14 protein-coding genes are annotated in these 15,190 nt (G+C 42.2%); 11 read left to right on the forward strand and 3 right to left on the reverse strand.

The window, feature by feature from the left end; translation table 11 throughout:
- Positions 1–2 precede the first annotated feature (2 nt).
- Positions 3–2,168 carry an OmpA family protein gene (locus tag H6G74_RS12525; protein WP_190967981.1) on the forward strand — a complete coding sequence of 722 codons (2,166 nt, stop codon included), beginning with the start codon at positions 3–5 and terminating at the stop codon, positions 2,166–2,168.
- Positions 2,169–2,246: 78 nt separating this feature from the next.
- On the forward strand, positions 2,247–4,883 hold the full coding sequence (locus H6G74_RS12530) for a beta strand repeat-containing protein (protein WP_190967982.1): 2,637 nt from the start codon (positions 2,247–2,249) through the stop codon (positions 4,881–4,883).
- A 162-nt stretch (positions 4,884–5,045) separates the two neighbouring features.
- On the opposite strand, the gene H6G74_RS12535 is transcribed toward H6G74_RS12530, so the two are convergent.
- Together H6G74_RS12535 and H6G74_RS12540 are read right to left on the reverse strand one after the other, a co-directional pair.
- Positions 5,046–6,530, reverse strand: a complete 1,485-nt coding sequence (locus H6G74_RS12535; RefSeq protein WP_190967983.1) for an NACHT domain-containing protein — start codon at positions 6,528–6,530, stop codon at positions 5,046–5,048.
- Positions 6,531–7,031: 501 nt separating this feature from the next.
- Complete coding sequence (locus H6G74_RS12540) at positions 7,032–7,172, reverse strand: hypothetical protein (protein ID WP_190967984.1); 141 nt, start codon at positions 7,170–7,172, stop codon at positions 7,032–7,034.
- A 15-nt stretch (positions 7,173–7,187) separates the two neighbouring features.
- Between H6G74_RS12540 and H6G74_RS12545 the strand changes: the two genes are divergently transcribed.
- The 8 genes from H6G74_RS12545 to coaBC all read left to right on the forward strand — a co-directional run bounded on the left by H6G74_RS12545 (position 7,188) and on the right by coaBC (position 13,190).
- On the forward strand, positions 7,188–7,385 hold the full coding sequence (locus tag H6G74_RS12545; protein WP_190967985.1) for a hypothetical protein: 198 nt from the start codon (positions 7,188–7,190) through the stop codon (positions 7,383–7,385).
- Between the two features lie 380 nt (positions 7,386–7,765).
- Positions 7,766–8,878: a papain-like cysteine protease family protein gene (locus H6G74_RS12550; protein WP_190967986.1), complete on the forward strand. Its 1,113-nt coding sequence runs from the start codon at positions 7,766–7,768 to the stop codon at positions 8,876–8,878.
- A 108-nt stretch (positions 8,879–8,986) separates the two neighbouring features.
- Positions 8,987–9,553 carry a hypothetical protein gene (locus tag H6G74_RS12555; protein ID WP_190967987.1) on the forward strand — a complete coding sequence of 189 codons (567 nt, stop codon included), beginning with the start codon at positions 8,987–8,989 and terminating at the stop codon, positions 9,551–9,553.
- Positions 9,554–9,774: 221 nt separating this feature from the next.
- Positions 9,775–10,284, forward strand: a complete 510-nt coding sequence (locus H6G74_RS31735; protein WP_313888478.1) for a nucleotidyltransferase family protein — start codon at positions 9,775–9,777, stop codon at positions 10,282–10,284.
- Positions 10,281–10,625 carry a HepT-like ribonuclease domain-containing protein gene (locus H6G74_RS12565; protein WP_190967988.1) on the forward strand — a complete coding sequence of 115 codons (345 nt, stop codon included), beginning with the start codon at positions 10,281–10,283 and terminating at the stop codon, positions 10,623–10,625. Before H6G74_RS31735 ends, H6G74_RS12565 begins: the two co-directional genes overlap by 4 nt.
- Positions 10,626–10,894: 269 nt before the next feature.
- Positions 10,895–11,536, forward strand: a complete 642-nt coding sequence (locus H6G74_RS12570; protein ID WP_242051212.1) for an alpha/beta hydrolase — start codon at positions 10,895–10,897, stop codon at positions 11,534–11,536.
- 153 nt (positions 11,537–11,689) lie between these two features.
- Positions 11,690–11,902 (forward strand): protein IsiD, encoded by a 213-nt coding sequence (isiD, locus tag H6G74_RS12575; RefSeq protein WP_062297109.1) that lies wholly within the window; start codon positions 11,690–11,692, stop codon positions 11,900–11,902.
- A 55-nt stretch (positions 11,903–11,957) separates the two neighbouring features.
- Positions 11,958–13,190, forward strand: a complete 1,233-nt coding sequence (coaBC, locus tag H6G74_RS12580; RefSeq protein ID WP_190967989.1) for a bifunctional phosphopantothenoylcysteine decarboxylase/phosphopantothenate--cysteine ligase CoaBC — start codon at positions 11,958–11,960, stop codon at positions 13,188–13,190.
- 101 nt (positions 13,191–13,291) lie between these two features.
- On the opposite strand, the gene H6G74_RS12585 is transcribed toward coaBC, so the two are convergent.
- Complete coding sequence (locus tag H6G74_RS12585; RefSeq protein ID WP_190967990.1) at positions 13,292–13,915, reverse strand: class I SAM-dependent methyltransferase; 624 nt, start codon at positions 13,913–13,915, stop codon at positions 13,292–13,294.
- A gap of 93 nt (positions 13,916–14,008) precedes the next feature.
- Between H6G74_RS12585 and hemH the strand changes: the two genes are divergently transcribed.
- On the forward strand, positions 14,009–15,175 hold the full coding sequence (gene hemH, locus H6G74_RS12590) for a ferrochelatase (protein WP_190967991.1): 1,167 nt from the start codon (positions 14,009–14,011) through the stop codon (positions 15,173–15,175).
- Positions 15,176–15,190: the final 15 nt, after the last annotated feature.

Genomic DNA, 15,190 nt, shown 5'->3' on the forward strand with positions numbered 1-15,190 from the left:
CAATGATAGCAAAAAACCCCCCTAATTCCCTAAAACCCACAAAAAAACTCTCTCTTCTTCCTCTTCCTTGGCGTACTTGGCGTACTTGGCGGTTCGTTCCCTCTTTACTTATAATTCTCCCCCAAATTGCGATCGCTCAATCATCCCCCACAGCCTTCAGAGTTATAGTCAACAGTAACCAAGACGGACAAATACAACCAGACGAAAAACTCACCTTACGCGAAGCCATTGCCATAGTAAACGGTAATCTCTCCGTAGAAAAACTGAGTAACCAAGAAAAAGCGCAGATACAACCCAGCAATGATAACGCGCGAATTGAATTTAACTTACCGCCAAATCAAACCACCATCCAACTACAGCAAGAACTACCACCCCTAGCCACACCAAAATTAATCATAGACGGTACTAGCCAACCAAGTTACGATGCTTCCCGTTCAGCAACGGCGGAAATTGCCATTCCTCAACCAATAATAGCTATCACCCCCGCCGCCAACCAAGAGATATTACGTGGTTTTACAGTCGTCGCCGATAATATCCAAATTCGTGGTTTAAGTATCTACGGTTTCCGTTCCCTGAACCAAGGCGCAACCTTAACCACACCACCAGCTGATATTTTTATTTCCCATCGCTTACCGCCTCCCAATACCCAACAGCAACAACCACCAAACAGTAACTTTCCCTTTGGAGACAAAGACATTCCCCCCAAAGGCGTGGTCATAGAAAACAACTGGTTAGGTATTACCCCAGATGAAAAAATGCCAGAGAACACCTCAGCCTTTGGTGTCTACGTTTTCAACAGCACCGGGACAACAATCCGCCGTAACCGTATTTCTTACCATGAAGGCAGTGCAATTATTACCTCAGTCCGTGCCGAAAATACCTTAATGACAGAAAACATCATTGTTGGTAACGGGATAGCTGGAATGCCTGATGCTGTGAGATTAGAAGGCGTAATTACCAATTCCCAACTGCAAGGAAATTTGATTTGCGGTAATGATGGGGCTGGTGTTTATTTATTCAAGCCCACAGGTAACGTCAAAATTCACGATAACCGCATCACCTTTAACGGTAGACGTTTGCGCCGCGCCGCAGTTTACTTAATGGGGAACGAAAATCAAGTCAGCGATAACGAAATTCGCCACCAAACCGGGCCGGGAGTAGCGGTGACAGCATTTGGTACTCATGGTAGTGGTTTTGGGAGTGCGATCGCAAACATTATCCAAAATAATCAATTTAGCGACTTAGAAGGTTTAAGTATTGACCTCAACACCCAGCAACAACTAAACATCAGTGACTTTCAACGGGGAGACGGCCCCAACCCCAAACGCAACAGTCCTAACCGCAGACTTGAAACAGCAAATGGCGCGATAAATGCACCAGAGTTTGCCAGTTCCCAGTTATTGCTAGTGAACGGTCAAGCCTTAATTAGTGGTCAAGCCGACCCTAATACTCAAGTGCAAATATACCGCGTCCAGGGAGAAGACAAATACGGCCCCTTGAGTGAACCACTCACAACCTTGACTACTGATGAAAAAGGTAACTTTAGCGGTAGTTTAGCAGGTTTGCGGGCTGGGGAGAGAATAAGTGCGATCGCTACCCATCCAAAATACGGTACTTCCGAACCAGCCTACAACGCCATCATCACAGACCCCTCTGCAAAGAATGACTCACTCTCTCCTGCGCCAACTTCCCCACCTCCCAAATGTGTCAGCGCACCACCACAGCCTGAACCAACCCCACAACCAGAACCAAAACCAGAACCCATCCGACTGAAAGTCCCCCGCATCATTCACTTTGCCTTAGATAAAGACTTAATCAGCCAACAAAGCAGCACAGTCCTCAACCAAATTGCCCAAGTCTTACAACAATATCCCTTCATTGTCATTGAAATTGAAGGTCATACAGATATTCGCGCCAGTGATGCCTACAACTTAGACCTAGGCAAACGCCGCGCCATGTCCGCTAGAAATTACCTACTAAAACAAGGCATTGCCGCCGAAAGAATGACCATTCGCTCAAGAGGCGAAAAACAACGCAGAACCTCCGGTAACACCGTCATCGATACAGCCAGGGATAGACGAGTAGAAATAATTTTCAAAGATACCAGAGGGCTAGAAATCATCCTTGAAGAACAAGAGAAAGACTTACAAATAGAACCAACTTCTTAACTAATTCAAAACTTACGCAAAAACCCTCTTAAACTCTTATACCTTTGTGTCCTTTGCGCCCTTTGCGGTTTATTCAAAATGCTAAAACCCCACCATTCTCACAACCATCTCCTAAAACTAATCCGTAGCGTCACCCTCATCCTCACCACCCTCAGCTATCAAAGCCTAATATTACTCACCCAAGCACCAGTCACAGCCCAAGTCACACCCCGCTTATGTGCCACCCCCGGTAAAGATGGGCCAAGCAGTTTAGGCGGCATTATCAATACTTACTATGCTGGTGCGACAAACACCACCGTTGCCGCAGGCTCAACCACCATACCTGTCGGTGCAATTCACCCCAACGGTTCTACCACCCCCATTACAGCTGGTGACTTGTTACTCATCATCCAAATGCAAGGCGCAGATATTAACTCCAGCAACACAGATAGTTACGGTAATGGAGTTTCTGGCGGTGGCAATGATGCCAATGTTAACCTTACTCCCGCCACCACAGGCGCTAGTGGTAACCTCAACAATGCCAACTTCACAGCCGGTAATTACGAATATGTTGTCGCTACCGGGCCAATATCTGGCAGTTCCATCCCCATTCAAGGCATCAATGGCGGAGGATTAATTAACTCCTACAGTAATACCCCATTTGGGATTCAAGGACAAAGAACCTATCAAGTCATTCGCGTACCGCAATATTCCAGTGCCACCATGAGTTCTAGCCTCACTGCTGCACCTTGGAATGGTGCGTCAGGGGGAATTTTAATTTATGACGTTGCAGGTAACTTAAATTTAGCCAGTGCCACTGTAGATGTAAGTGGTATTGGGTTCCGTGGCGGTGCAGGTCGCCAACTACGTGGTGATACTACTGGTAGTCTTACAGATTATGTGACTTTATCCACTACTAATGCCAACGGTTCTAAAGGAGAAGGTACTGCTGGCACACCCCGCTATGTACTGAATTCCGCAACTATTTCAGCCATTGATACTGGTGTTGAAGGCTATCCTAGCGGGAGTTACGGCCGTGGCGCACCTGGTAACGCTGGTGGTGGTAGTACCGATGGTAGACCATCTAGCAACAATGAAAACTCCGGTGGCGGTGGCGGTAGTAATGGAGGTTCGGGCGGTCTAGGCGGTCGTTCTTGGACATCTGGGTTATTTGTTGGTGGTTTTGGTGGCGCTAACTTTCCTGCTACCAGCAATCGTGTTGTCTTAGGTGGTGGAGGTGGTGCTGGTACAACAAACCAGGCAACTAGCGCATCTGTAGGTATTCCCACTAACGGTATTGCTAGTAGTGGCGCTAATGGTGGCGGCATAGTATTAATTCGTACTGGTAGTGTCAGTGGTACTGGCACTATCAATGCTAACGGAGCCAGTGCTTTTGATGTCCGTCAAGATGGTACTGGCGGAGGCGGTGCGGGTGGTAGTGTGGTGGTGATGTCTACCAATAATAACCTTACTGGTTTAACCGTAAATGCCAGAGGTGGTAATGGTGGTAATGTCAAATTCAGCAGTGCCAGCCAACCGTTTGATGGCGCTCATGGCCCCGGTGGTGGTGGCGGTGGTGGAGTTGTTTTTACTAGTTCTGGTGCTAGTGTTAACGTTACAGGCGGGCAGAGTGGTACAGCAAAAGACCCCGTTGATCCTGCTGACCCTTATTTTGGTGCTACCGCAGGTACAGGTGGTATCAGCCAAGGTGTTGGTACTATCCCTGGTGCCAGTTCTGGCGCACAATGTATTCCCCAACTAACTATTACTAAAACCACCAGCACACCAGGGCCAATTATGAAACCAGGTAAGGCAACTTATACCATCACTGTTGCCAATGCTACTAACCGAGCTACTGCTAACAATATTGATATTACCGATCCTTTGCCTAGTGGTTTTAGTTTTGATGGCTCGGTTACTCCTACGGTGACATTGAACGGAGGCACAACACGCACTAGTGTCAGTAACCCTACAGCTGGTGCAACAATGCTGAATTTTGGTAGCTTCAACATTCCCGGTGGTGCAAGTGTGCAAATTACCTTTACTACCGATGTAGCTGCGACTGTGCCTGATGGAGTGTATAACAATGGTGCAACTGCAACTTATCTTGACCCTACCCGAACAACCGCAAATGGCACAACCAGCGTTTCTTACGACCCTGCAACAGTAGGAGAGGAAGTAGCAGTGGGTTCTGTTATACCCACTCCAATTTTAAGGTTGCGGGGTGTGAAACGAATTACCAATGTTGTGAGAAATGGTTTGCCTTTGAGTGGTGTTAACTTTGGGAGTTTTATTGATGATCCTAATGACCAAAACGATAACGCTCCAGGTTGGTCTCAACTTTCCCCAGTAGGAATTATTAACCTGAGTTCGCAATTCACCTTACAAAGTGGCGATGAAGTTGAATATACAATTTACTTTCTAGCAGACGGCAACCAAGCAATACAAAACGCCAGATTCTGTGACCCTATCCCTACAGGTACTACATTTATTAGTAACAGCTTTGCTTCCGCTAGTGGAATTTTAGTGAATCTCGCTAATACAACTGCACCCAGAACTAATGCTGCGGATGGCGATAATGGTAGCTTTTTTTCGCCTTTAGCTCCTTTAAGTGCTAATAATGTATGTCCTAATCAAACTAATCCCACAGGTGCAGTAGTTGTGAATTTTGGCACTCTCAACTATACATCAGGTAGTAATTTCGGTTTTGTACGCTTTCGTGTCCGTGTGGATTAATCAATATGGTAAGCATCTAAGGTTTTAATTTACCCTTTGATTTAATTTTATTATTTATCCATAGCAAAGATTCCCGACTTTTTAAAGAAGTCGGGGATCTTTTGGTTCACTAATGATTTAGGAATGCTATCGAATAATAGGCTTGATTCTAGATGGTTAAATTTAAGTAGCAATTCTTATTAGCAATTCAGATACATTCACACTGCTTACACACTGCAATTGCTTGCGACACTGTGTAATTTCTGGTTGATGCTCTGACTCTAGTAATAAGCTTGGTTTAAATTTAGTAACCTTCTCGTTAGGAATAAAAAGTTTGGCATATTCAACCATCATCGGTTGGAGAGAAAACATACCTGCTTGAGTATTAATCCAGGCTCGTGATTGTAGTATTTCTAAAGTTTCTAAGAGTTGTTGCGATGAAATTGAAGATGGTATCATCATTCGTAGTTGTGCAAAAGAAATTGGTTGATGATGAAGTGCCATGTATTGAATTGTTTCTTTAGATATATCTGAAAGCTGCTCAAATTCTGGATATAATTGGTTAATAATACTCCCGAAAACTGTGACGTTTTGTTTTAAGAATTCAGTTATACTGCCATCAAAGAACTGTTGAATGGTTGTGGCGATGCGGTTGAGAATATGAGGATTTCCTGCATATATTTCGGTTAATCGATGCCAGTCTTCTGCTGTTCCTCTAAAAGTTCCTTTTGTTTTGAAAAGTTCTTGTATGTCTTTCACCTCTAATCCTTGGAGAGAAAATACTCGCACAGGTCTTGTATTTCCTTCCAGTGGGGTGATCTCATAGGGTTGGAGGCGACTGGTTAAAATTAAGCAACTTTGATGAATAGTTTCTCCCACCTTTCTAAATAATTCACAATACTCTCCACTGGTTTTTTGATATATCCAAATACAGTCTCGACAAGTAATTTCTGAAACTGCACATTCTTGGAGGAGCCTATCAGCGCCGTCTAAAATTAGTAAGCAACGATGATTTTGCAAATAATGAATCAGTCGGGAAATCCTGTAAGCAAATGATTCTGGTAGATTAGTTTCTTGACCTTCTGAGAGGATATTGATCAAGTCTGCGAGAAGTTCGTTAACCGGAGGAGCAGGAAGAAGCGATCGCCAAATCACAAACTCGAACTGATCCTGAATTTGTTGCGCCAGTTTCACCGATAGCCAAGTTTTGCCCATACCACTCATACCCAATAGAGTAATCAAACGACAGGGTATGGCTGAATTTTGAGAATATTCAGCGATCATCCAGTGTTTGAGAGTTTCTAGTTCTGTTGTGCGCCCACAAAAAAGCGATACATCTGGCGCTGTTCCCAAATCAATTTGAGTTTTTGTATAGCTTTTTTGTGGGTTGATATCTGGATTAGCAAACTGATAATCATCAGGTTCTAGTTGGAGGTTAAAGGCTTTAAAACAGTAACTTAAAGTTTGTCTATCTACCCCGACTTCACAGTTAAATACCTTTGCTACTGTATCTGGATCTAAACCCATACGAAAGCCTAAAGCTTCACGACTATAACGTTTACCAAAATTTTCAGCATTTTCTAATTCAGATTTTGCATTTTGGAGTTTCTGTAATCCTTGAAGCGTGAGGATTACACCACGTCTACGATTTCTTTGTTGTAATTTCATTGCGGATGTTGCAAGTGATTAATGAATATTAAATGGACAAGCAAGATTGTATGTAGCACATCTTACTGATGCACTAACAAGCGGGAGGCTCAATACTATTCGGAGAAGCAAAGATAGAGTAAACGCAGCAGGAAAAGATTTATTCACTTCCCTTAAGCTGTGAATCTTCCATCTTTAAAACATGTCTTAATACTTATCCGAACCACATTGAAAGATATATGACACAGATCAGCCTTCAATAACTTTTGCTAAATTTGCACCTCTTCAAAGGTTTTTTCCGAAGTTATCTTAGGGAACACAGGTGTAAAGCAATATTTAACACTAACAGCAGATGAGAATTATAAACACCGAATAAAAGGAAGTTATTCAGCTAGTTTGATGTTATTTGCTTTATTATAGCACCTGAGTTCAGTAATTTTACTGTTATCCGTTAAGTTCGCCATGAAAAGTTACTGATACGTAAAGTAGTATGAAGCGTTGTGTTATTGAGATGTTGAGTGCTTACAGGTTTGGATGTAGAGGCGATCGCAAATCCCTAATTTCTAGGTTAGTTTTGTGGTTTAGTCCGGTTTTGGCTTGATGGGTGCGATCGCTCTTATACAAAATATCTGCGGCTGTTACGTTATTTCTTAAGTTCGTCAACTTCGGTTGTGAAAATTGGATGTAGAGGTATCTGCGATCGCACCATTGAAGCCAAAATCTGAGGCGATCGCTCTCTTTTTAGATATGCTGGAGGGCGATCACTTTGTTCATCAGTTATCGAGAGCGATCGCTTTTTTGTTGCTTGTGATTCTGTTTTTTCAGGGTGATCACGACTATGAGATTAGAAAGGGAAGAAGTAGGAAGTGGGATTGAGTTTGGTAGTAGTTGGAATAATTACTGTGTTTTGTTTGGAGAGTGAAGAGCAAAAAGCTCTTAATTTCGTATACTTCGGTTTTTGATCGGAGTTAATTTCAACTATTGAATTGTCAATCTTAAGGAAAGAAATGGAAGTAAGAGTTAATTTGGGTAGTAATCCAAACCTCTTAAGGCTTTTAGTTTCGGGACTCAATAAAAAAGATTAGCTTAATCAAATTCTTAAATTCCTTAATTTCCTTAATTTCGGTTGCTTGAAATAGATAATAAAGCCAAAGTCTAAATTAGAGCAAGAAATATAAAAAATAATTTTGCTCTTTGAAAATAACCAAAATTTCAATTTTTCAATTTCAGCGAAAAGTTAAATAGGAGGAATTATTATGGGGACAGGCGTACAAGCAGTTGTCGCACAAGTTGCACCATTGGCAATTAAATTGCTAGCAGAAGCAGCTATGGATTTATTAAATGAAACTAGCATTTTCCAAAGGAAGCCAATTCTGAAAAATTATCCAGAAGACTATGGACAGGAGATCGACACATCTACTGCTAAATATGTCCGTAACCAATTTTCTGATACTTACGGATATTTTTACGATGGTATGGTATCGCAGCCTGATGATGGAGTTAAACCCAAAGCTGCTTCTGCCGAAATCATTGTATGGAATCCATCAAAACATGAGGCAGGAGATATTGAGGGCTATTTAAAGAAGATTTTTCAGTTTTCAATTGATGAGGGTGATGCAATTAAAATCGGTAATAATCTAGCTTCGCTCTTTCAAGAAAGATTTAAACAGGTAGATCTAACAACATGGAGTCCCTTCAATAAACGATATAACATGAGCGATAATCTGACGGTTGATATTTTTGCAGTTACTGCGGCAGGCTCTGATGAGAATAATAATCCAATGGGAATTGTGCAATACTGCTTTGTAGCCTACAAAGAAAAGAGTAGTTTACGAGTTAAAGAAAGATATGAAATACCTACAAACCTTCTTACAAGGCATATTTTAGATGTGCAATGGTCTGGTCAAGATCAATCACAATGGTGTTGGGCAGCTTGTATTCAGATGGCTACTGCATTTTACAATACAGCAGCATTGCAGCAATATGAAATTGTGAATTATGTTTTAGTCCGAAGCGATTGTGGCAATAATCCGACTTCTGGCTGGTGCAATACAGCTATTCCTTTATACCAATGCGTTCCGGCCTACCAACATTATCAATTAACCTGCACTCAACCCTTAGGTCAGGCAGCAAATTTCTATTATCTACAGAACTGCTTAAATCAAAACCATTTGGTGGAAATTAAGTTGAATTGGACGGCAGGCGGTGGTCACGTTGCTCTAGTGATTGGTTTTGATACTAATATCGATCCTAACCCTGTTTTGTATGTAAACGATCCCTGGTATGGTCGAGTCTCAGGACACTACGATTGGATTTTAAACGGTTACGGCTTAGGACACTGGGTTGATTGTATGACCATATACGACTAATAAATCTGACAATGTAAGTCGCAAAAAAGCATCCGTAATTTTCCAGGGGTTCCAAAGCAAAGAATGCTAAATCAAGTATTGCCAGTTTAATAAAAGGAGAAATTAGCTATGCTGCAAGCTGACACATTACCGAAAAATCTATTATTGACAATCTCTCAACAGATATCTCAGCAGATTTCGAGCCTTTATGTTTTTGAACCTAATTTGACTCAAGCGAGAACCACAGAGCTATGTGAAACTTTCTCTATGTGGACAGTTCATAAAGGTTTCACAGATTTAGAGCAGAACACTGATACCTTATTTGAATTGGTTGGCTATTGGCATCAGATAGCTTTTGATGGACAAGTCGCTGCTTTTGCTCAATCGGTAAGTTCCTCTAATGGTTCCAAAGTGAAAATGCTTGGTTCATCGTCTATTGCCAAAGAAATTGACTCATGTATTGATTGGTTAGAAAAGAATGTTAAAGGTGATTATTCACTTCGCCTTTTGATTATTCCTTTCGCTTACTTGTACTGCTTTTGGCTAAAAGGAAATACCGATGATCAGGATGATCAGATTCTACTGATTCAAGGACAGAAATTAAAAACTCATCACCTTTATAATATTGAAGAGTTTATGGAATTCCTTTCCCAAGAGCTGAAAAAAGTTCACCAAACAGATCCAAGATGCCTGTAATTTAACGAGCTTTGGTATTCATCAAGACACTCCCTTATGGACTCAATGTGTGCATCAACGCTCACTGTAAAAGCACATCTTTTGCAGTCGGGCGATCGCATCTCGAATCCTTCATCCTGAGTGATCGCATCTCGTCTGTTCACTGACTGTCTCTGTTAAAGTGCGATCGCCTTCTTGATCAGTTATCGAGATCGCTCGCATTTCTTCTGTTTTCTCTTCAAGTGCGATCGCCTCTAGATTTTCATATTTTGAAAATGGGGCGATCGCTTGCTGCCAACATTACCAAAACTTGTGCGATCGCATCTCCTCTGTTTACTGACTATCTCTATCAAAGTGCGATCGCTTTCTTGACTAGTTATCGAGAGCGATCACACTATTGCTTTCTAATGATTGTCCAGATTAGAATTCAACTACCCCGAAACGCTGTTTGTAATGATATGAAAACCCTGGAAGAAATCAAACAAACCCTGACAACCAGGAAGCCCCTGTTACAGAAACAGTATCGAGTCACAGAATTGGGGGTTTTTGGTTCCTACGCTCGTGGTGAGCAAACACAGACGAGTGATGTCGATATCTTAATCGATTATGAACAGGCTCCAACCTTGTTTCAGTTAGTTGAATTACGAGATTATCTAGCCGGGGTGGTTGGGGTGAAGGTGGATGTGGTGACTAAAAATGGTTTAAAACCCAGGATTCGAGAACGGGTGTTGTCGGAAGTTGTTTACGTATGACGGAACGCTCACTATCGGAGGTTGTGCAAGATATTCTAGAAGCGATCGCTGATATCGAAACTTTTACTGCGGGGATTGATTTTGCTGCATTTCAACAAAACCGAGAGAAGGTTTTAGCGGTTGTGAAGGCGATTGAAATTCTGGGAGAAGCAGTCAAGAAAATTTCTGAGGATATCCGCAGCCGCTACCCGCAGATTCCCTGGAAAGCGATCGCTGGGATGAGAGATGTGTTAGTGCATGAATACTGGGGAATTGATTTGAATGTAGTTTGGGCAACGGTTCAAGAAGGTATCCCGCCATTAAAGATCGTGATTCGGGAAATCCAGGAGGAACTTAAATAGAGCGATCGCATTTCTTCTGTTTACGAACTGTCTCTGTTAAAGTGCGATTGGTACAGTGTTTTTTATCCTAATGAAGTACATTCATCTAGTATCTAGCCCCTATCAACTTGTACTGCACTCAATCGAAAAACTCCGTAATAGGTGAGGTATTACAAACAACTGTCACAGATCCCCCAACGCTATTTTATGGCATCCAATGAACTCAATCTTCTCAATACCATTCTGCTAGAAGATGAAGCAGAGTAAAATTCTTAGACAATTGAGAAGAGTTGAATTTCAGGAGCAAGCATCTGTCTTTACAATTTATCAATGTCCCCCCGGCTAATTCTCAGCCCCCCGTTGGCTTAATTGTCGCTTTGCATGGTTGGGGTGCTAATGCTGAGGATGTGGCATCTTTATTACCTTATTTTCAGTTACCGAATTACCAGTTTGTCTTTCCCAATGCACCTTATCCCCATCCTTATTCTGCTGTGGGCAAGGCTTGGTATGAGTTGCGAAATGAGAATATGTATCAGGGTTTAACCGAAAGTCGCCAATTACTCACCGAGTTTTTACAATCTTTAGAAAGCAGCACTGGCCTACCTTTATCGCGGATGATTTTGTGTGGCTTTTCGCAAGGTGGGGCTATGACTTTAGAGGTGGGGTTAAGGTTACCCTTAGCTGGTTTAACGGTGATGAGTGGCTATTTACATCCCGATGCAGTACCTACAGGACAGCAGAAGATTCCACCGACTTTAGTTATGCACGGTACTCAAGATGAAGTTGTGCCATTGCAAGCAGCTATCAGAACACGGGAAACCTTGCAGTCTCTAGGTTTTACAGTAGATTACCGGGAATTTGAGGCGGGGCATGAAATTAATCTGCAAATGTTAGAAGCGTTACGAAATTTTGTTTTAACGACAATTGGGTAGCCTTAAATACAAATTTTTTACAATTATGGTAAAAATCATGCAAATTTTTACGAAAGAAATGCCGTCTAATGAGTAATATAGATTGGGTGGTTGCGTCAAGCGCAACTTTACCCAAGCTGGATGCAAATGCTGCATAAGGGAGGGGCAAGCATTATGAAGACTCTAGGCATTTCCAGAAATGAAATAGCTGCCATGACCGCAGCAGATGTGGAAGATTTAGCTACTCGTCTGGAACTTGATAATTATAGCAATGCTTTTGAAGGTTTGAACGATTGGCACCTACTCCGAGCGATCGCCTTTCAGCGTCCAGAATTAGTTGAACCCTATATCTACCTCTTAGATTTAGAACCTTACGATGAAGCTTAGATAAAGTCTAAAGTATGAAGTATGAAATTAATTTCAGCCTTCATATTTTTTTCTGATGTCTAATCTTCAATCTCCCAGCGAAATTCGCAATAACAGGGTTCTTGTTTGTGTAGGCGGCGGTATCGCCGCCTATAAAGTTTGTGAGGTGGTTTCCACTCTATTTAAAAGTGGGGTGGAAGTTCGCGTAATTCTCACCCGTTCAGCGCAAGAATTTATCACGCCTCTGACTTTAGCGACTCTCTCCCGTCACCCAGCTTATACAGATGATGATTTTTGGCAACCAACTCACCCCCGTCCGTTGCATATTGAGTTGGGCGAATGGGCAGATTTAATTGTAATTGCGCCTTTAACAGCGAATACGTTAGCTAAGTTAACCTATGGGATGGCAGATAATTTGCTGACGAATACGGTGTTAGCTTCGACTTGTCCTGTGCTGTTAGCGCCTGCGATGAATACGGATATGTGGGAACAGTTAACGGTGCAGCGCAATTGGCAGCAATTGTTAACAGACAGCCGCTATCATGGGATGAGTACAGCATCGGGGTTACTGGCGTGCGATCGCATTGGTGCTGGTAGAATGGCGGAACCAGCAGAAATTGTCACCCGTGTTCATTCTTTATTACATACTGGCGGTAAGCGAGATTTAGTTGGTAAACGTATATTAATTAGTGCTGGGGGAACGCGGGAATATCTCGACCCAGTAAGATTTATTGGTAATTCTTCTACGGGTAAGATGGGTTTGGCGTTGGCACAAGCAGCATTGCATCGTGGTGCAAATGTGACTTTAGTACATGGTGTAGCTAGTTGGGATGTACCTTTGGGTGTGCAAGCTATACCTGTGATTTCAGCCGAGGAAATGCAGCAGGTAATGTTGGAATATTTACCGAATGCTGATGTAATTGTGATGTCAGCAGCTGTGGCTGATGTCAAGCCTAAAGAATATAGTAGCGAGAAATTGCCTAAGCGATCGCTCCCCCAAGCTTTACCTCTAGAGTCTGTACCTGATATCGTTGCCCAACTGGCACAACTCAAACAACCACATCAGTTATTAATTGGTTTTGCTGCACAGTCGGGAGATATCATCACTCCTGCAAAAGAAAAGTTGCAGACTAAGAAATTAGATGTGATTGTTGCTAATCCTATAGATCAACCGGATAGTGGTTTTGGGAGTAACAACAATCAAGCCATATTCTTAGATGGGCAAGGTCATAAATTAGAAATTGCCCATTGTTCTAAGTTGGAAATGGCGCATCATCTATTTGATTTTGTGATGAGTCGAGATGCTTGATTATGTTTCTCCAATCAATAATGGAGAAGAAGAGTTTTATTTTCTCACGCAGAGGCGCAGAGGCACAAAGAGTTAGAGAAAGTTTGCTTGTTGAGAGGCGGTTATTTTTTGGCGTGAATTACTTGTAAACTCCCGCCTGCATATAATTGTGTCTTTTCTACTTTGAAGCCAATTTCCTTTAATAACTCTGGTAAATCGGTTTTGATTAACTCCCAAGCTGTTTCTGTTTCAAACAATAGTAAAAACACTGAGACCCCAGGCCAAAATATGGGATTATTCGGTGCATGAAAATCGACTAATGTAAACACACCGCCTGGTTTTAGGACTCGATAAACTTCTTGCAGAATTTGTCGTAATTGTGCAGTGTGCATTTCATGTAATGCGGCGCTGGTATGTACCACATCAAAAGAATTCTCCGCAAAGGGCATATTTTCAGCAAAGGCTTCTATATATGAGGCTTCCGGGACATTTTGTCTAGCCCTTTGCAAAGATTTTGGTGAGGCATCTAATCCTGTTACATTTTGTGACATTTTTACTAAAAACTGTGTAGATTGCCCACTACCACAACATAAATCTAATACCTGAGTATCTGAATGAATTGTTAAGCCTTGTAAGGCAAGTTGGCGAAAACGGCTTTCTCCACCGACGCTGATAGCTGCTACGCGGGAAATAGCATCATATAACCATTGATAGCGGTAACTTAAATCTCGTAAAATTGTGGCCATTGCACCGTTCCTGACTGTTAAGCTTTATATTTAATAAAGATATATTGTTAACATTAGTAAAAAATCTGAAAAGGTTGGGGGAAAATAACTGCTATGGGTCGTGTAGGCGTTTTATTACTCAATCTCGGTGGCCCCGATAAATTAGAGGACGTTGGGCCATTTTTGTTCAATTTATTTTCTGATCCCGAAATCATTCGCCTACCATTTCGCTGGTTGCAAAGACCCTTAGCTTGGTTTATTGCCTCCCGGCGCGTGAAAACATCTCAAGAAAATTATAAGCAAATTGGTGGTGGTTCTCCCTTGCGGCGAATTACAGAAGCTCAAGGAGAAGCCTTAAGAGAGCAGTTGAGTGATTTGGGTAAAGAGGCTAACATCTATGTGGGTATGCGTTACTGGCATCCTTATACAGAAGAAGCGATCGCCCAGCTTACCCAAGATGAAATTGACAAACTGGTAATTCTGCCCCTTTATCCGCAATTTTCTATCAGTACCAGTGGTTCTAGCTTCCGGTTATTAGAAAAACTTTGGCAAGAAAACCCCAAACTGCAAAGTCTTGAATACACCGTCATTCCTTCTTGGTATAAACAGCGTAACTACCTCAAAGCAATGGCGGAACTCATCGCCCAGGAAATAGACCAATGTCCTCATCCTGATGATGTGCATATCTTCTTTAGCGCCCACGGTGTACCAAAAAGCTATGTGGAAGAAGCAGGCGACCCCTATCAGCAAGAAATTGAGGAATGCACATATTTAATTATGCAGACCCTCAACCGTCCGAATGCTCACACTTTGGCTTATCAAAGCCGTGTCGGCCCTGTAGAATGGCTAAAACCTTATACAGAAGATGCGTTGAAGGAATTGGGCGCACAAGGCGTACAAGATATCGTGGTTGTACCCATCAGTTTTGTCTCCGAACACATCGAGACACTACAAGAAATTGACATTGAATATCGAGAAATCGCCGAAGAAGCCGGAATTCACAACTTCCGTCGCGCACCTGCACCTAATACTCACCCAGTATTTATTCAAGCCTTGGCTGATTTAGTCATTGAAGCACTGGAACAACCCAACTTCAAGCTATCACAAGCAGCCCAAATGAAAAAAAGGGTGAAGATGTATCCCCCAGAAAGTTGGGAATGGGGTATGACTACCAGTGCGGAAGTTTGGAATGGTCGAATTGCGATGTTAGGTTTTATTGCTTTAATTATTGAGTTAGTGACTGGTCATGGTTTATTACACATGATTGGACTTTTGCAATGAAGAAGGGGTTAGGGG

This window comes from Nostoc spongiaeforme FACHB-130 (assembly GCF_014698475.1).
Lineage (GTDB): Bacteria > Cyanobacteriota > Cyanobacteriia > Cyanobacteriales > Nostocaceae > Nostoc_B > Nostoc_B spongiaeforme.

What these genes read in the sequence shown, in the direction of transcription:
- H6G74_RS12525 (WP_190967981.1), top strand. Translation starts at nt 3, where the DNA reads ATGATAGCAAAAAACCCCCCTAATTCCCTAAAACCCACAAAAAAACTC.
- H6G74_RS12530 (WP_190967982.1), top strand. Translation starts at nt 2,247, where the DNA reads ATGCTAAAACCCCACCATTCTCACAACCATCTCCTAAAACTAATCCGT.
- H6G74_RS12535 (WP_190967983.1), bottom strand. Translation starts at nt 6,530, where the DNA reads ATGAAATTACAACAAAGAAATCGTAGACGTGGTGTAATCCTCACGCTT.
- H6G74_RS12550 (WP_190967986.1), top strand. Translation starts at nt 7,766, where the DNA reads ATGGGGACAGGCGTACAAGCAGTTGTCGCACAAGTTGCACCATTGGCA.
- H6G74_RS12555 (WP_190967987.1), top strand. Translation starts at nt 8,987, where the DNA reads ATGCTGCAAGCTGACACATTACCGAAAAATCTATTATTGACAATCTCT.
- H6G74_RS12565 (WP_190967988.1), top strand. Translation starts at nt 10,281, where the DNA reads ATGACGGAACGCTCACTATCGGAGGTTGTGCAAGATATTCTAGAAGCG.
- isiD (WP_062297109.1), top strand. Translation starts at nt 11,690, where the DNA reads ATGAAGACTCTAGGCATTTCCAGAAATGAAATAGCTGCCATGACCGCA.
- coaBC (WP_190967989.1), top strand. Translation starts at nt 11,958, where the DNA reads ATGTCTAATCTTCAATCTCCCAGCGAAATTCGCAATAACAGGGTTCTT.
- H6G74_RS12585 (WP_190967990.1), bottom strand. Translation starts at nt 13,915, where the DNA reads ATGGCCACAATTTTACGAGATTTAAGTTACCGCTATCAATGGTTATAT.
- hemH (WP_190967991.1), top strand. Translation starts at nt 14,009, where the DNA reads ATGGGTCGTGTAGGCGTTTTATTACTCAATCTCGGTGGCCCCGATAAA.